Origin of the sequence: uncultured Roseibium sp. (genome assembly GCF_947496995.1) — a bacterium.
Taxonomy (GTDB): Bacteria; Pseudomonadota; Alphaproteobacteria; order Rhizobiales; family Stappiaceae; genus Roseibium.
In genome coordinates this window covers 241,167-258,422 of record NZ_CANMFD010000002.1, presented here as the reverse complement: position 1 = coordinate 258,422, position 17,256 = coordinate 241,167, and the positions used below count along the sequence as shown (strand labels likewise).

At 57.3% G+C, this 17,256-nt stretch carries 15 protein-coding genes; 5 read left to right on the top strand and 10 right to left on the bottom strand.

The window, feature by feature from the left end:
- Positions 1 to 11: 11 nt before the first annotated feature.
- The 3 genes from Q1B40_RS09845 to galU form a co-directional block, all read right to left on the bottom strand.
- Entirely contained in the window at positions 12 to 446 is a 435-nt protein-coding gene (locus Q1B40_RS09845; protein WP_299813204.1) for a DUF4864 domain-containing protein, read from the bottom strand.
- A 184-nt stretch (positions 447 to 630) separates the two neighbouring features.
- A complete protein-coding gene (locus tag Q1B40_RS09840; RefSeq protein ID WP_299813201.1) occupies positions 631 to 1,935 on the bottom strand; it encodes a nucleotide sugar dehydrogenase in 1,305 nt (434 codons plus the stop codon).
- 103 nt (positions 1,936 to 2,038) lie between these two features.
- On the bottom strand, positions 2,039 to 2,932 hold the full coding sequence (galU, locus tag Q1B40_RS09835) for a UTP--glucose-1-phosphate uridylyltransferase GalU (protein ID WP_299813198.1): 894 nt from the start codon (positions 2,930 to 2,932) through the stop codon (positions 2,039 to 2,041).
- A gap of 441 nt (positions 2,933 to 3,373) precedes the next feature.
- Here galU and kdsA point away from each other — a divergent pair, with 441 nt between their 5' ends.
- Both kdsA and eno read left to right on the top strand, forming a co-directional pair.
- Entirely contained in the window at positions 3,374 to 4,222 is an 849-nt protein-coding gene (gene kdsA / locus Q1B40_RS09830; protein WP_299813195.1) for a 3-deoxy-8-phosphooctulonate synthase, read from the top strand.
- 125 nt (positions 4,223 to 4,347) lie between these two features.
- On the top strand, positions 4,348 to 5,622 hold the full coding sequence (gene eno, locus Q1B40_RS09825) for a phosphopyruvate hydratase (protein ID WP_299813192.1): 1,275 nt from the start codon (positions 4,348 to 4,350) through the stop codon (positions 5,620 to 5,622).
- 74 nt (positions 5,623 to 5,696) lie between these two features.
- Here eno and Q1B40_RS09820 read toward each other — a convergent pair whose 3' ends face one another.
- The 4 genes from Q1B40_RS09820 to Q1B40_RS09805 form a co-directional block, all read right to left on the bottom strand.
- Positions 5,697 to 6,371, bottom strand: coding sequence for a DsbA family oxidoreductase (locus Q1B40_RS09820; protein WP_299813189.1), 675 nt, complete (start codon positions 6,369 to 6,371; stop codon positions 5,697 to 5,699).
- Between the two features lie 176 nt (positions 6,372 to 6,547).
- On the bottom strand, positions 6,548 to 7,618 hold the full coding sequence (locus Q1B40_RS09815) for a hypothetical protein (protein WP_299813186.1): 1,071 nt from the start codon (positions 7,616 to 7,618) through the stop codon (positions 6,548 to 6,550).
- A 127-nt stretch (positions 7,619 to 7,745) separates the two neighbouring features.
- Positions 7,746 to 9,380, bottom strand: a complete 1,635-nt coding sequence (locus tag Q1B40_RS09810) for a class I adenylate-forming enzyme family protein (protein WP_299813183.1) — start codon at positions 9,378 to 9,380, stop codon at positions 7,746 to 7,748.
- Between the two features lie 24 nt (positions 9,381 to 9,404).
- Positions 9,405 to 11,276: an extracellular solute-binding protein gene (locus Q1B40_RS09805; protein ID WP_299813180.1), complete on the bottom strand. Its 1,872-nt coding sequence runs from the start codon at positions 11,274 to 11,276 to the stop codon at positions 9,405 to 9,407.
- Positions 11,277 to 11,592: 316 nt separating this feature from the next.
- Between Q1B40_RS09805 and Q1B40_RS09800 the strand changes: the two genes are divergently transcribed.
- Complete coding sequence (locus tag Q1B40_RS09800; protein WP_299813177.1) at positions 11,593 to 12,153, top strand: invasion associated locus B family protein; 561 nt, start codon at positions 11,593 to 11,595, stop codon at positions 12,151 to 12,153.
- Between the two features lie 386 nt (positions 12,154 to 12,539).
- On the top strand, positions 12,540 to 13,436 hold the full coding sequence (locus tag Q1B40_RS09795) for an MliC family protein (RefSeq protein ID WP_299814877.1): 897 nt from the start codon (positions 12,540 to 12,542) through the stop codon (positions 13,434 to 13,436).
- Positions 13,437 to 13,516: 80 nt separating this feature from the next.
- Here the strand turns inward: Q1B40_RS09795 and hspQ are convergent, their stop codons facing one another.
- The 3 genes from hspQ to Q1B40_RS09780 all read right to left on the bottom strand — a co-directional run bounded on the left by hspQ (position 13,517) and on the right by Q1B40_RS09780 (position 16,057).
- Positions 13,517 to 13,840, bottom strand: coding sequence for a heat shock protein HspQ (hspQ, locus tag Q1B40_RS09790; RefSeq protein ID WP_068411706.1), 324 nt, complete (start codon positions 13,838 to 13,840; stop codon positions 13,517 to 13,519).
- Positions 13,841 to 13,942: 102 nt separating this feature from the next.
- Positions 13,943 to 14,983: a CoA ester lyase gene (locus Q1B40_RS09785; RefSeq protein WP_299813163.1), complete on the bottom strand. Its 1,041-nt coding sequence runs from the start codon at positions 14,981 to 14,983 to the stop codon at positions 13,943 to 13,945.
- Positions 14,984 to 15,085: 102 nt separating this feature from the next.
- Positions 15,086 to 16,057, bottom strand: coding sequence for a lauroyl acyltransferase (locus tag Q1B40_RS09780; protein WP_299813161.1), 972 nt, complete (start codon positions 16,055 to 16,057; stop codon positions 15,086 to 15,088).
- 230 nt (positions 16,058 to 16,287) lie between these two features.
- Between Q1B40_RS09780 and Q1B40_RS09775 the strand changes: the two genes are divergently transcribed.
- The gene (locus tag Q1B40_RS09775; RefSeq protein WP_299813158.1) at positions 16,288 to 17,241 is read left to right on the top strand and encodes an AEC family transporter; all 954 of its coding nucleotides are present in this window, start codon (positions 16,288 to 16,290) and stop codon (positions 17,239 to 17,241) included.
- Positions 17,242 to 17,256 lie beyond the last annotated feature (15 nt).

Here is a 17,256-nt window from a genome sequence, read left to right as displayed (position 1 = left end):
ACGCTATCGATTCAGGCAGAAAAGCCGTCGGATGCAGTGAGATAACAGCCTGAAATTCGCCAGGAGCCATCGGACTGCTCCTCAAAGCTGTAGAGCGCCAGCCAGTTTTTGCCCTTCGGTCCCGTCACATAGACTTCCTGCGTCGGTCCGATCTTGGTCATCAAGGATCGCCCGAATGTAACGCTTTGGGGTTTGTAGACAGGCTGGTAGCCTTGTCGGACCATCTCCATGAAGAATTCCGGGGTCTGGAACCGCTGCTTCAGGGAATTGGCGGCAAAGGAGAATGCCGCCCCGGCATCGTCCGTCGCGAAGGCATTCATCTGGTTCTTGATGATTTGCTGAAACGCGCCGCTATCGAGCCCGTCTTCACTGTGTGCCGCACCGGTCAGCAAAAACGTGCCGACAGCTGCTGCGGCAGCCAACTTCCGGAAATGAGCCTGAGCCATGATCGGTATCTCCTTTCTCGAAACACCGATACTATACGGCCGAATTCAATTTCCGGTTTTCCGATTTCGCAATAATCCCCCAAATCGACCACTCGAAAGATTGAATGTATTCTTCGAAATACACAGAGGAAAACTGATTTCCCAGCTTACCTTTGAGGCTTGGGGACGAAATTACCCAGTAAAGTCAAAGCCTCCAGAGCCGGATCCCGTCGGGCACGGAAGTGCGGTCCAGAAGCGCGGGAATGTCGGCAACAAGGCCGGCTCCGTTTTTCATCATTCCTGTCAGGTACCGCCAGACAGGTTCGTCCTGTAAGAATTGCCGATGCGGAACCGCCAGAACAACAGCATCGGCGCCTGTCAGAGCATCCGGTCCGGAAAGAGTGATTCCATATTCGCGCGACACATCTTCGGGATCTGCCAACGGATCGTGTACCAGAACCTCGGCACCGAATTTCCGCAGCTCATCGATCAGGTCGACCACCTTGGAATTGCGGGTGTCGGGCACATCGGCCTTGTAGGTGAGGCCCAGAACCACGATCTTCGCCGGCACCGGCAATCCCAGCTTGACGCATTCCTGAATGATCTTGCCCGCAACAAAGGCCGGCATCGCTTCATTGGTGCCGCGTCCGGCCAGAATGACCTGCGGGGTCATGCCGATCTCGTTGGCCTTGTGGGTGAGGTAGTAGGGGTCGACCCCGATACAGTGTCCACCGACCAGGCCCGGTTGAAACGGGAGGAAGTTCCATTTCGTTCCGGCGCCCTCAAGCACGTCACGGGTATCGATCCCCATCTGGTGGAACAACATGGCCAGTTCGTTCATCAGGGCAATGTTGAGGTCCCGCTGGGTGTTCTCGATCACTTTGGCCGCTTCCGCGACCTTGATCGACGGGGCGAGATGAATGCCCGCTGTTACGACCGCGCCGTAAAGATCGGAAAGTGTCCGCGCAGCCTCGCCGGATGATGCGGAGACGATCTTGGTGATGTCCGAAAACCCGCGCTGAGTATCGCCAGGGTTGATGCGTTCGGGGGAATAGCCGACTTCAAAGCCCTGGCCAAGTGTCAGGCCCGACTGCTGTTCCAGGATCGGGACGGCGATATCTTCCGTCGCGCCGGGAAACACAGTCGATTCAAAAACGACGATCGCGCCGTGTTTCAGGTTGCGGCCGGCAATTGCCGCTGCATTTCTGAAGGGTGTCAGGTCCGGGCGTTTCGCCTGATCGACAGGCGTGGGAACCGCAACGATCAGGATATCGCGGTCCTTGAGATCTACCTCGTTCGCGGAAAAAGCGAGGGTCGCTTGGGAAAGATCATCTGAAGTCACCGAAGCCGTGCTGTCGTGGCCGTCTTTCAGTGCCTTCAGCCGGTTCTCGTTGATGTCGAAACCAAGAACGTCGAAACCCTTGGCCGCGAAGGCGGTCGCCACGGGCAGTCCGACATAGCCGAGGCCGACCACGGCGATCTTTTTGGACAGGAGAGAGGTTTCGGACATGGAGCTTCCTGAAAAGGAGTGGGCCGGATCGCAGCACAGGATCCGGCCCACTCCTAATCGGTTCTACAGACTGATTTCAAGGGCTCAGGCTTCGTAGAGGTGCTTATTCGGCGGCCAGTGGCTGCTTGATCATCTCTTCCATGAACGGAACGAGCTGCTCGGCCAGTTTCGGATCGTCCATGCCGAAGGCAATGTTCGCACTCAGGAAACCGGCCTTGTTGCCGCAGTCGTAGCTGCGTCCCTCGAACTTGAGCGACGCGAAGTGTTGCTCCTTCATCATGGAGAGCATGCTGTCGGTCAGCTGGATCTCGCCACCGGCACCGGTGTCCTGGCTTGACAGAAGATCGAAAATCTCCGGCTGAAGAATATACCGGCCGGTAATCATCAGATTGGATGGAGCCGTTCCGGGCGCCGGCTTCTCGACCATGTTTGAAATCTTGCTGGCATTCGCCGAGATCCGGTCGGAAAGCTCGACAATGCCGTAGTTTTGCGTCTGGTCTTCCGGAACTTCTTCAACGGCAATGATGTTGCCGCCGGTGTGTTCATACAGATCCACCATCTGTTTCAGACAGCTGACTTGTGACTTGATGATCACGTCGGGAAGAAGAATGGCAAAAGGCTCGTCGCCGATGATATCGCGCGCACACCAGATGGCGTGCCCGAGGCCGAGCGGTGCCTGCTGACGGGTAAAACTTGTGGAACCGGGCTGCGGTCGGTGTTTTTCCAGGAGTTCCAGCGCGGCAGTCTTGTTTCGTGTTCTCAACGTGTCTTCGAGTTCGTAAGCGATATCGAAGTGGTCTTCGATCACATGCTTGTTGCGGCCGGTCACGAAAACGATGTGCTCGATGCCGCCGGCACGCGCTTCATCGACGACGTATTGAATGATCGGACGGTCGACAATCGTCAGCATTTCCTTAGGAACAGCTTTCGTCGCTGGCAGAAACCGGGTGCCAAGTCCTGCGACAGGGAGCACCGCCTTGCGGATGGGTTTGTTCATGTGACGCCTTCCAAATTCGAACCTAACGGCTTCTATACCCAATTGGCCTTAAATTGCAGACCCGTATCATGAATTTACATTCATGCATCCGGAATGCGGCGGCCGACAGGCAATTTGCGCACTCTCAAAAAAATATTACCCGCAAAATAAGACTGTTTAAAAAGCCATATAAAAATATGTCCAGCGACAGACTTCGATTTTGCCGGTAATTCATTTGTGCAACGCAATAAAATCATCAAACCCATGGCAAAACAATGGTCAGGAGTAAAAATGTGGCAAATCGGCATTTAAATCGATTTAACGGCTATGCGACAAACACAGGCGGGATGTTGCGGGCGGGCGAAAAGAACGCTATGGAACACGCAACTTCATTCAGGCACCCGGTCGCATGCTGAAAGGCTGTTGTCCGGACGAAATCCGCCCAGAAAACATTGGTGAAAAATGACCCAGGCAAACCGCGTTGTTTCCGTTGGAAATGTGACATTTGACAATGGAGCTGCGTTCAGCCTCATAGCGGGTCCGTGCCAGATGGAAAGCCGCGAACACGCCATGGAATGCGCTGCGGCCATCAGGGAAATCACCGACAGGCTCGGCATCAGCACGGTATTCAAGACGTCCTACGACAAGGCGAACCGGACGTCCCTCTCGGGAAAGCGCGGGATGGGCATGAAGGAGGCGCTGCCGATATTCGCCGAAATCCGTGAAACCTATGGCATGCCCGTTCTGACCGATGTCCACGCCCCGGACCAGTGCGCACCGGTAGGCGAAGTTGTCGACATCCTGCAGATACCGGCTTTTCTCTGCCGCCAGACGGACCTCCTGATTGCCGCTGCGAATACCGGAAACGTCGTCAACGTGAAAAAAGGTCAATTCCTGGCCCCGTGGGACATGAAGAACGTTCTCGCCAAAGTGACCGAGTCCGGCAACCCGAACGTTCTTCTGACCGAACGCGGCGCCAGTTTCGGTTACAACACGCTCGTCAGCGACATGCGGTCGCTGCCGATCATGGCTGCGACCGGTGCCCCGGTTGTCTTCGACGCAACCCATTCCGTCCAGCAGCCCGGCGGGCAGGGGGCTTCCACGGGCGGTGACCGCACCATGGTTCCCGTGCTTGCCCGCGCCGCGGTCGCGGTCGGTGTTGCAGGCCTGTTTATCGAGACCCATCCGGATCCGGACAATGCGCCGTCGGACGGGCCGAACATGGTTCCGCTGAAAGACCTTGAAGCCCTTTTGAAGCGTCTGAAGGCGCTTGATGATGTTACAAAGGCTCCGGAGGGTGCGGCCGGGTAGTTATTTGAAGCCGCGCATTTGGGCGGCATTCTCATGTGGTGCAGCCGCTCCGGCGGATAGGAAAAGCGCCGGGCGACCGTCCGGCAGATTGTCAGTTCAGGTACATGCGATAGGGAGTTCTTTCCATGACCGCCATTATTGATGTTATCGGCCGTCAGATCTTTGACAGCCGCGGTAATCCGACCGTCGAAGTCGATGTCTTCCTCGAGGATGGCTCCTTCGGCCGCGCGGCTGTGCCTTCTGGCGCATCCACCGGCGCGCATGAGGCCGTTGAGCTGCGCGACGGCGGCGATCGATTCATGGGCAAGGGCGTTCAGAAGGCCGTCGATGCGGTCAATGGCGAGATCTTCGAGACGGTTGGCGGTCTTGAGGCCGAAGACCAGTTGCAGATCGACCAGGCGATGATTGATCTCGACGGCACCCCGAACAAGGCACGTCTCGGCGCCAACGCCATCCTGGGCGTTTCCCTTGCAGTGGCCCGCGCTGCCGCGCAAGCTTCCGGTCTGCCACTCTACCGGTATGTCGGCGGGACATCCGCCCGCACCCTGCCGGTTCCGATGATGAACATCATCAACGGTGGCGCACATGCCGACAACCCGATCGATTTCCAGGAATTCATGATCATGCCTGTTGGCGCTGACAGCTTCAGCGAGGCAATGCGCATGGGAACGGAAATCTTCCACACGCTGAAAAAGGCCCTTGGCGCCGCCGGCCATAACACCAATGTCGGCGACGAAGGCGGGTTCGCGCCCAACCTGGATTCGACCGACACCGCGATCGGATTCGTCATGAAGGCAATCGAGACCGCCGGCTACAAGCCGGGCGAAGATGTCTATCTCGCACTCGACGCCGCTTCGACGGAATTCTTCAAGGACGGCAAATACGCCCTGGATGGCGAAGGCAAGTCGCTGGCACCGGACGAAATGGCCGGTTACCTGGCCGATCTCGTCGCCCGCTACCCGATCATCTCCATCGAAGACGGCCTGGCCGAGGACGACTGGGACGGCTGGAAAGCCACCACGGACCTGATTGGCGACAAGTGCCAGCTCGTCGGCGACGACCTGTTCGTGACCAATTCGGAGCGTCTGCGCAAGGGCATCAATATGGGTGTCGCCAACTCGATCCTGATCAAGGTCAATCAGATCGGCACCTTGTCCGAAACCCTTGATGCGGTGGAAACCGCTCACAAGGCAGCCTATAGCGCGGTCATGTCCCACCGCTCCGGCGAAACCGAAGATGCCACCATCGCCGATCTTGCCGTCGCCACCAATTGCGGACAGATCAAAACCGGATCACTTGCGCGCTCCGACCGGTTGGCGAAATACAATCAGTTGCTCCGTATCGAGGAAGAGCTTGGCCTGCAGGCCATCTATGCCGGCAGGTCCATCCTGAAGGGCTGATCGCTCCAGGGAGTTCAAAACGAAAAAGCCCCGGACAATCCGGGGCTTTTTTTGTGCCGTAGCGTTTCGGAAAATCAGACCGCAGATTGCGCGTCCTGGTCTGTCCGGGTTTCTTCCGCATGCAGCAGTGCGGCAGCAATGGTCTCTGCCTTTTCCGCACCGGCAAGAACGAAACGCCCGTCGATGATGAAACAGGGAACTCCTGTGATGCCGGCTGCCTGCGCATTGGCGATCTCTGCCTCGGCCTTGTCGAGGTCGGTATCGGTTTCCAGAAGCTGTTCCACAAGATCGGATTGCATGCCGGCTTCTTCGGAAATCCGGACCAGCGTCTCCGATTTCGTCAGATCCTCTCCCTTGAGGAAGTAGGCATCGAACAGACGCTCGACGATTTCGTCCTGAAGATCGTCGGCGCGTGACCACAGGATCAGTCGGTGGCAATCGAGCGTATTCGGCGAAAGCCTGATGGCGTCGAAGGCAAAGTCGATACCTTCTTCCAGACCCGCAGCCTTGATCTGACTGTAGAAGCTGTTCGCCTTTTCAATGACTCCGAACTTGTCACTGAGATATTTCTTCCTGTCCTTGCCCGTTTTAGGCAGGGACGAATCCAGCTGGAATGGATGCCAGCGAACCGTGACGTTCAGTTGAGGAACTGATCTCAGGGCCGTTTCCAGGCGTCTCTTGCCGATAAAGCACCACGGGCACATGACATCGGAAACAACGTCAACGGTCAAAGGAGGAAATTCGGTCATTCATGATCCCGTGTCTGAGCTGGCGCTTATGCATATCCATCGATCTTTCATGCACAATTACATGAAAGATCGATTCAATCCAAATATCGGGGCGAAATCAGGGCAAGACACATGGCGGTTCATGTGCGGCATTTGCCGCAGAAGCCACGGCACCGGGATGCAGATATCAAGATCAACTACTGGAGCACCGTATGAGCGAGGATCGCGTTGATCCTTTTCTGCAGCCGGGCGATGCCTGCCTCGTTCTTGAGAACGGCCACCGGCCCGAAGTCGCGCACCAGACATACCAGATCCTCGTCGCGGCTCGTCGCGTCGGCAATCGACAGCAAGGTGGCGTTGAATTCTTCGAGCTCCTGAGAAGTGTTGATAGAGAGGCCGAAGTTTTCCGGTTCCAGACGCATTTCCCAAAGGTCCAGACCGCGCACGGCAAGCGCATCGCTGCAGGATTCAAGATACGCGGTGTAATCCGTCACGCCGAGACCACCTTCATGGATCCGTTGCCGGAGCCACAAGTGGCTTTCCGCCAGAATTCTGTCCGCCAGACGACGGCGTTTGCCAAAGCGGATGGCGGACTTCAGCCGACGGGACAGTGTTTCCTTGCGGTTCTCGCCCACCAGAACATCCGATGCGCCGTTGCGGAACAGCTGCACCAGATCCTCTTCCCGCTCGCAGACGGCCAGTACCGGAAGCCCTGCAAACCGTGCGTCCCGGCGGATCTGCTGCATGTAGTCGATTGCATCGTCAAACGCCGCATCGACCACGACAGCATCGAAGGCCCGCTTCGACATGAACTCCACGGCCATGTTTCCGTCAAAGGCACCGACGACTTCGACCTTCTGATCACTTGCGTCCTGCCATTCCAGAAAACGGCCGCTCAACCCAACAACCAGAAGGCTGCTCGACCCTGAATGATGGGGTGCGGTCCCAAAACCCGGAATCCGGCCGAAAATCCTGCGGCGAAGCTGCGCCTCTTCCGAACGCAGGAGCGCGCGCTGGTGAATGCAGATCAGCATCAAAAGAATGTCGTCGGGGACGATACGGTCGATTATGGCTGTCGCGCGCAATCCTTCCGGCAGCGCACTGTCGCTGCCGGTGAGCACGTAGAACGGAACCTCGCAGACGAGTGTCTGTATCTGTGCCTGCAGCCAATCGAAAAATTCGTCTTCCTGACCGGGTTCCAGGCAGGTCACATCGACGACGATCGCTGCCGGCAGAGCGGTCGGAAGCGGACTGCGCCGTTCGAACATCTTTAAAAGGGCGACATCCAGATCTTCCGGTTCGTCGCCAGTACTGTTCCGTTTCGGTCGCCTTCCTGCATACCAATATGGCCCACGCCAGGAAAGCGAGGTTTCAACATCCATTCCAGTTCCCCACCTATGCCACAGCGGAAGCAGGCAGCCGCTGCGTACGCATGGTCAATCGCTCTCGGGAAATCGACCCATCCGCATTCCTTGGCAACGATTGTAAAATCAGCACACGATGCGGGATCTTGGCAAGGTCAACACCTTCCGCATCGAGATAAGCAAAGAAGGCACCGGCATCCGGCACCTGACCCTGCTCAGGTACCAGGGCCGCGTACATCCTGGCGCCAAGGATCGAATCCTCGACGACAAAGGCGGCAGCTTCCTTCACTCCCTCGTACTCGGCGTAAATGAGATCGACCGCGTCGAGATTGCCCGTACCCAACGCGTATTTTCCGGGAATGCCGAACCCGGAAATGCCCCCTTCAACCAGTTCCACGCTGATGTTCGTGTTCAGGAAGCCGGTCTCATTCCATTGAACGCTGCGATTTTCTCCGTTGATAGTATGCCAGCCGACATCGGGAACCATTGGTCCCTTGACAAGAAGAGCCGGCCCGAGGCCCTCCGCCGCGTCGGTAACTGAAATTTCCAGAAGGGTTGGCCCGCTTTCACACCCGTTCGGCCCGCAATGCTTTCCCAGCGCCATCGCTTTCATCTTGGCGGAAGGTCCGCGCGCCTTCGCCAAAAGGGCAAATTCATCGGCGATATGAAGGTCGACAAGCCTCCGGCGGGCAACGAAGGCTGTCGGATGTGGCGCAGCTATGTTCCAGGCCGCCAGTATCGTGGTCTTGTGGTCGCTCAGCTTCCGGTCAAGTGTCTGGGCAAGCGGGCCGGGCGTTATCACCACGTCCGCCTTCACGTCGTTGGCATGGGTAGCCAGGTTTGCAAGAGACGTGGGGTGATGCAGATGCAACGTCCCTCCGGTCCGCAGCCAGGGGACCAGCCCACCGCCAAGTCCAGTCAGACCGCTGAGGGAATAAGGGACCAGAAAGCTGCTCCCTTCGCCGATATGCGCCTCATCGATGACCATCTGCGCGGCCGAAATCCAGTGATTGTGGCACCGGGTGACAGGAACATTTTCCTCGCCGCTCCGGCTCCAGCAGATTGTCGCCGTGTGATTGGCGGGCTCGGGTCGTTGACTCGGTTCGAATTCGAGCCCATCACCCATTTCCGCCAGCATCGGCCCGAGTTCGATCAGACCATCGGGAATGTTCTTGCCGAGGCCAAAGACGAAGCGCAGCGAAAACAGGTCCCCCGCCACGTCCCGCGCAGCGACACCAACGTCTCTGGTCTCGACGCGATCGGCGGCAATGAACCCCTTCGCACCGATGGAATTGAGCGCCTCAAGCACATTTTTCTGGCGCCAGTGGAGCGGCAGGGGGGAGATGATCAGATCCGCGCGCAAAGCCGCGAGAATTGCAATCACGGCGTCCACGGTGTTGGGAGCCTGCACCCCTATGACATGATCGGTGGCAAGACCCACTGTCCTGTAGAAGGCCGCAAGGCGGTCGATTTCACGATCCGCCTCTTCATAGGTCACCTGGCGCGGGGCTCCCCCGGTCCAGACCTCACGGTCCGGCGCATCCGCAATCGCAAGGCGTGTCGGGTGTTCCGCCGCCGTTTGCCGAAAGAGTTCGTCCAGCGGCAAATCGGACCAGGCTCCGCTGTCATGATGCTCTTTGGAAAGACTTTCTTGGGTGACTTTCATTTTTTCTTTCGTCCATTGGTCCGATTAACGTGCCGTGGAAGACCACCACGTGTCGTATTCGTGTCCATAGAGGGAATGCGTCGGGGGCGGTGAAACCTGGGTCCAATAGGCGACCCAGTCGTCGGATACGTGATACAGGGGAACGGCATAAGCACCTGAAATCAGAACACGATCGAAGGCGCGCACGGCGTCCACGAACTCCTCGCGGCTGCGGGCTCCGACAATCGCATCGATGAGGGCGTCGATGGCCGGGTCCTTGGCGCCCACGAAATTGAAGGACCCTTCGGCATCCGCGGCCTTTGACGACCAGCGTCCATACTGTTCCGCCCCGGGAGAAAGCGATGCGGTCCATGTGTTGAACACCATGTCGAAATCGCGCTTCGTTCTGCGATCTTCGAATTGGGAAGGATCGACACTGCGGACATTCGCGTCGATCCCCAGAAGTTCCAGCGTGCGGATATAGGTGAGCGCAAGTTTCTCCTCGTCCTCGTTTTTGGCAAGGATTTCGAAGGCCAGCGGCTCACCGGTTTCTTGGTGAACCAGCTTCCGGTCTTTCAAGCCGTATCCGGCCTTGTTGAATTCAGCCAGTGCCGCCCGCAGCACCTTCCTGTCCCGTCCGGAGCCATCTGCATCGGCCGGACGCCACGTTCCGGCCATGACCTCCGGATCGACAGCCTCGGGAAACGGCGCAAGCAGCTCTTTTTCCCGCGCGCTGGCAGGACGGCCAATCGACGACAGCTCTGAATTGTCCCAATAGCCGGCCGTGCGCGTATAGAGTCCATGATAGAGATTGCGGTTGACCCATTCGAAATCGAACAGCATACGCAAAGCCTTGCGCACGTTCGGGTCGCTCAGCTGCTCCCGCCGTGTGTTGAAGGCGATGCCTTGCATCGCCGCAGGGACACCGAGCGGCACGTCGAGTTTCACGACATCACCATTCTCGGCGGCGGGAAAATTGAACCCGGTCGCCCAGCGAGCCGGATCGCGAAATTGCAGCGCCTGGACGAGACCTTTCTTGAACGCCTCCTGCAGCGTGGTCTGATCGCGGAAATACTCGACGCGGATCTCATCGAAATTGTCGAACCCGGCTTTGACAGGGAGGTCTTTCGCCCAGTAATCGGGATTTTTCTCGTAGACGACCACCCGGCCTGGCTCAATTGTCTTGAACGTGTAGGGACCGGAGCCGACCGGCGGGTTCAGGGAGGACTTGTCGAAAGTCTCTGCGTCGGTGTGTTTGCTGGAATAGATCGGCGCCAGAGAGATCAGCAACGGCAATTCCCTGTTGTCGCCGTTTTCGAACACCAGCTTGAGCCGATTGGGTCCGGTTATCTGCTTGTCGACAATAGACGCATACCAGTTCCGGAAAGGCGGGCGGCCCTTGTCGCGAATGACATCGAGAGAAAAGATAACGTCTTCAACGGTCACGGGAGACCCGTCCGAGAACTTCGCATCCGGATTGAGCTCGAACTCGATCCATTCGCGGCTATCGGGCATGCGCACCCGTTGAGCCAGCAGTCCGTAAAGCGAAAAGGGCTCCGCGTGGGAGCGTACCATCAGGCTTTCCAGGATGTTGTTGCCCATTTCCCGTTCGCGCATGCCGCGCGCCGAGGTCCAGCCTCCCTGAACGATGAAGGAATTCAGACTGTCGAAAGTGCCTTGCACACCGAGGGTGATGGATCCACCCTTCGGGGCTTCTGTGTTGGCGTATGGGAACGGCTCGTCGGGACCGAGGGCAGGGGAACCATGCATTGAAATGGCATGGGTCCATGGAATGTCTTCATCTGCCGCAAATGCGGGAAGCAACCCCGATGCCACGCAAAGAAGTGCCGACATCAAGGCAAGCGGCCGGATGCTGCAGTATTCAAAAAGATACTCGGTAACTCTGAAGAAACGCATGACCACCGTCCGAGATTCTGTTGATTCTCACCTCTCAGACTACCACAGGGTTAAAGGGGACGCGCCTGGTGCAAGAGACAAACAGCAAGATATTCAGTTTTGAATCGGTGATTTGACGTGCGTTGCAAATCGGTCACCCTCTTGCCCAAATTAGCTGCCTTACCATGTTTTGACGGTTTGAATGATCTCACGGGCCTTGCGGTTAGGTCCGGAATGCCCCAGAACAACGCGAAAGTATCGCACACGCACGATTGAGGACGTTTCGATGAAGAGTGTTTTGAAAAGAGGATTGTTCGGATGTGCCGCGGGTGCGTTCGTGGCCCTATCTTCTTTTGCTGGTGCTCCCGCAATCGCCCAGGAAGAAAAGAGCCCTTGGACGAAAGCGTGTAACACCAATCCGAATACGCAGAAGGAAATCTGCTTCATATCGATCGAACTGCGCACCAATACAGGTCAGTTCCTGAGCAATATCGCCATCCAGGAGACGGAAGGCGAGGCGCGCAAGAAGCTGCTTGTTGCTGTTCCCACAGGTGTTTTGCTCCAGCCGGGACTGCGCATCCAGATCGACGACGGCAAGCCGGTGCAGGCCAAATACAGCATTTGCGCACCCAACGCCTGTTATGCGGAGCTGGCCATCGACGACAGCTTCATCAGTGTGATGAAGCAGGGCGGCGAAATGCGGGTGGCTCCCTACAATCAGCAGGCCAAGGAAATCGTCTTCAAGATGACACTGATCGGTTTCACCAGTGTCTATGACGGCGAGCCCATGAACCTTGCTGATCTGCAGAAGCGCCAGGAAGAACTGCAGAGCGAACTGCAGAAGCGCGCCGATGAAGCCCGTCAGAAGCTGATCGACGCTCAAAAGCCGAGTCAGTAAACCGTGAATTTGAAGAGCGACCGACGCACCGTCACATGGATGCGCCGGTTGCTCTGGCATTTCACGGGTACGCATTTGTTCATCGCTTGATTGAACAAACGAAAGACGACTGGCACAGCCAAAATACAACAAAGGCCGGAACAAGCGTTCCGGCCTTTGTTGTATTGCACTGACGTGAAACGGAAACGACCGCTATCAGGCGCGATTATGATTTCCGGCCAAACCTTTCCCTTATTGATGATCGTCCCCAAGGGACAGAATCTGGCCGGAACACATCCTGTAGGAGGTGGCCAGGGAAATAATTTTCGACCAATCCAATTGTCACGCCCGCTGAAATAGTGTCTTTTTTTTCCGGTACCAATAGCGTGTTACAAACAGGAAATTTGATGAAACGTTTTTCAATCTTTGTCGTACTGGCGATGTTCTTGTTGCCGGTACGGCCCATCCTTGCTTCGCCGGATGTCGATTTTCCGCAGGAAGGCCAGTCATACGGTGGCAAGGTCCGAAGCGGTCCGGGCATGCAATACCAGCAGGTCGGCAGCCTGTACGAAAATGATCGTATCCTCATCCTCAACGCGACAGGCGTCATGATGAATGGCTACGAATGGTTCCAGATCCGGTATGGCAACGGACGGACCGGCTATCAGTGGGGCGGGCTTCTCTGCTCGCAAAAGCCCTATCAGACCATTTACCAGGTATGCGCACCCCGGCAGTCCGCATCTAACAGGCCGGTAACGAACTCCGCCCCTGCGCAATCGCAGGTCAATGGTTACAATGCCTCCCAGGTCTTCCATTCTGGTGGCAGCTTTTCGCAGGCCGGCGGTGGCCAGTGGGAAGAACTGAATGACCAGGGCCGGGTCGCCTTCCGTTTTCAGGAGCAAAACAGAGACGAGTGGTCGGTCTATCTTTTTGATGCGTCCCGCAACGTTTCATTGCAGCTGGACCTTCATCGAAAACAGGTCCTGTACGGGATCGGCAATCAGGGAAAAACGCCCTTGTATGCCATCACCAATGCAATAGCCGACGTCGTTCCACAGGCGAACACGAATGTTATCCATGTTCAGTACACCTGTCCGGAGGGGCTTCCGCTCGATGTGACGTATTACAACGAAGGCGATGGATATCTTCTGTTCGGCTACGACAGTCCGGAAAAAGTCCGGCTTGATCAGGTTCCGTCAGGGTCCGGAGCCCTCTACAGCAATGGTCGCTACAGCATCCATTCAAAAGGCGATTCCGTCGCGATCACGACGCCCGGCGGAACAGACGTCTGCCATAAGCTGTAGACCTCAAACAGGCATCAAGACGCCGCGGAAGCACTCCGCGGCGTTAAATCTGCGCGACAGGCTATCTTGCGCCGGGTTCTTTAATGAATTTCGACGCTGCGCGGCAAATACGATCCATCGGTCTGTTCTTCGAAAATCTCTTCAACCTGGGGATGGCGCACCGGTTCGCCGGTTATGTCCGGCTCCAGGTTCTGCTCGCTGACATAGGCGACATATTCCGTCTCCTCGTTCTCGGCAAGGAGATGGTAGAAAGGCTGGTCGCGGAGAGGACGCACATCTTCAGGGATTGCGTTCCACCATTCTTCCGTGTTGCTGAAAGTCGGGTCGACATCGAAAATCACACCCCGGAAAGGGTAAATCCGGTGCCGGACGACCTGGCCAATTCTGAATTTTGCCGTTCGCATGGTTACTCGTCCGCCTACTGCATGCAATGCCGGGATAGCCTGTCCACGACGAGCTTGCAAGCGTTGCAACATTAAACTTTACACACCGAGCCTTGCGATTTTCTAAAGACCGTAAACGGCGGCAAGCTCTGCATCCTTGGAAGCAACGAGTTTAGCCAGGTCAACAATCACCTTGGCTTGCTTCCAGGTTGCATCGTCCTGCATTTTCCCGTCGATCATGACGGCTCCCGTACCGTCCGGCATCGCTGCGAGTATCTTTGCAGCAAATGCAACTTCGGCCGGGTCCGGCGAGAAAACCTTCTTCGCGATATCGATCTGGGTCGGATGCAGCGACCATGCCCCGAGGCACCCCATCAAGAAGGCATTGCGGAACTGGCTTTCGCAGGCTTCCGGGTCGGAAAAGTCTCCGAAAGGACCGTAGAAAGGTTTCAGGCCGCAGGACAGGCAGGCATCGACCATCTTGCCGACGGTATAGTGCCACAAATCCTGCTGATAGACTGCCCGCGTGCCGGTCCCTTCTGCATCCGCAAGGACCGCGTAATCGGGATGCCCGCCACCGACGCGGGTTGTTTTCATGCCTCTCGAGGCAGCAAGATCCGCAGGTCCCAGGCTCATCCCGTGCATACGCGGGCTTGCCGCGGCGATCTGTTCGACATTCTTGACCCCCTCAGCCGTCTCCAGGATCGCGTGGATCATGATCGGCCTGGAAAGTCCCGCCCGGGCTTCCAGCTGGGCCAGCAGCTGATCAAGGTAATGAATGTCCCAGACGCCTTCAACCTTTGGCAGCATGATGACATCGAGCTTGTCGCCGACAGCCGGCACGATTTCCATCAGGTCGTCGAGGAACCACGGACTGTTGAGACAATTCACCCGGGTCCAGAGACCGGTTTCACCGAATTCATTGTCCTTGGCCATCTGAATGAAGCCGGCGCGGGCTTCCGTCTTGGCATCTGCGGGGATGGCATCTTCAAGATTGCCGAGAACCACATCCACCTTGTGAATGAGATCCGGCACCTTCGCACGCATCTTTTCGATGTGCGGCGGCACGAAATGGATCATGCGCTCCAGGGAAACGGGCGGCTCCCGGAAAGGCACCGGAGCACCAATTGCGAGCGGTTTGTAAAACGCACCTGGGGTCTTCATGTGTCCGCGATCCTCCGCTAAAGAAAAAAGATCTATAGCGCTTATGTTGCGCCGCAACTATGCACCGAAAGGCGAAAGTGCAGTTTCTTCCGGGGAGGGCTGTCAATTCCCGGAACTGGCGATCTTGCCGGCAGCTGCCCGGCGGGCCTGTTTCTGGGCCGAGGACTTGCCCGGGGACGCCCATTTCTTGTGGATCCACATCCACTGTTCCGGATATTCGCGGATCCAGCTTTCGAACATGGCATGAATTTGCGTTGTCGTCGCTTCGATATCCGCCTGCCGGTCCTCTGTCACGGGAAAGGAAATGGCCCGACCTTCGATCCGGAAATTCACGCCTTTTTTGCGAATGACGCGGCCCACGACGATCGGAACATCGCAGGACCGTGCCAGCGAGGCGGGGACCGGCGTGGCATAGGCCATGCGGCCAAAAAACGGCACCTGAATTCCCCGCGTTTCCCGCAGATCCGCCATCATCGCGACGACACCGCCGTTTTTCAGGGTCGTAAGCAGTTTTCGCGCCGTCCGATGCCCCTTGGACAGCAATCCGCCCTTGTAGAGATCCTGTCTGAGCGCGCTGAGTTCTTCGTCGGCCTTCGGATTGCGCAGCGCCTGGTAAACTCCGGTGATCGCGATTCCCTTCTCGACCGCCGGCTGGACGACGAGTTCCCAGTTGCCGCTATGGAAGGACACGAACAGACAGGCACGCTCTCCATTGAGTACTTGCGCGGTGATCTCGTCGACGTCAGTTTCGAAACGGTGCGGCTGACGCAGTAACCTGTCGATGTGGAAGGTTTCGGCTGTCACACGGCCAAGGTTCTCCCACATGCCGCGGACGATGGCTTCCCGTTCCCCGGCGCTCAGGTCAGGCAAGGCGTCTTCGAGATGGCGAAGCGCTCTTTTGTGCCGCGCATTAAAGGGCGCCAGTATCCGCCACAGGAACCCCATCACGCAGGAAGCGACGTCAACCGGGATGAGACGGAACAGCCAGATCGCAGCCTTGAGCGCGAGACCTTCCACCCAGTTCTGGAATGCGATCAGTCTCGGTGCGTTTCGCTGTCTTTTCTTCCGTGACATCAGGAACAGGTGCTTTCATCTTCTGTGCCATTTGTCGACGAAAAGGCTCACTCCAACCATGTGCGCCGGAAAGCGCACTTGCGATGCGGCCGCAGACCTGATTGGAATGCGGATCGCTACGCCAATCCGCCGGCAAAGCGTCCCATAGCCAAGCAGGACGTAAGAAGCAAGCACCATAACGGACACAAACCCTCTCACACGAATTACCCTACCTTGTCTTGGGAAGTAGAATGCAGAACGTCATTACACTGGCCTTGCCGTTTTTCGGGTTGATCCTGTTGGGATTCGCAGCCGGAAAAATCCGGAATCTGCCGGAAGCGGGCCTGAGCTGGATGAATTTCTTCGTCGTCTACCTTGCCCTTCCGGCTCTGTTCTTCCGTCTGCTGTCCGAAACGCCGTTCGAGGAACTGGCCAACCTGTCGTTCATCAGCGCGACAACGTTCACCACTTACATCGTCTTCGCGATTTCCTTCTGCATCGGTGTCATGGCGACCCGCGGAAGCATCGCCGAATCCACGATCCTTGGCATCGCGGGCGCCTATTCCAACGTCGGTTACATGGGGCCGGGCCTGACGCTCGCCGTCCTTGGAGAACAGGCGACGGTCCCGACCGCGTTGATCCTGGCGTTCGACAACGCGCTGATGTTCATCCTGGCACCCTTGCTGATGGCGCTGGCGGGCACTGACGATGAATCCTTTCTCATCACGCTGAAAAAGATCCTGTTCAAGATCTTCACGCATCCCTTCATTCTGGCAACCATTGCCGGTGTTCTGGCCGCCGCTCTGAAATTCCAGCCACCGACGGCAATAGACACAATGCTCAGATATCTCAGCAGCGCCGCAGCACCCTGCGCGCTGTTCGCCATGGGCGTGAGCATAGCCCTCAGGCCGGTCGGACGCATTCCGCTGGAAATGCCGCTGGTCCTGTCGGTGAAACTTGTCCTGCACCCGATCCTGATATTCCTGCTGCTGAGCTGGCTCGGCGGTTTCGATCCCAACTGGGTTGCGACCGCCGTGCTCATGGCCTGTCTGCCTCCAGCCACGAATGTCTTCGTCATCGCGCAGCAATACGGTGTCTACGTCCAGCGCGCGTCGAGTTTCGTGTTGTTCGGCACGGCGGTTTCCATCGTCACGGTCACGGCCTTCATCTGGGCGCTAACCAGCGGTTTCCTGCCACTGCGCTGAAGGGTATGATTGGGA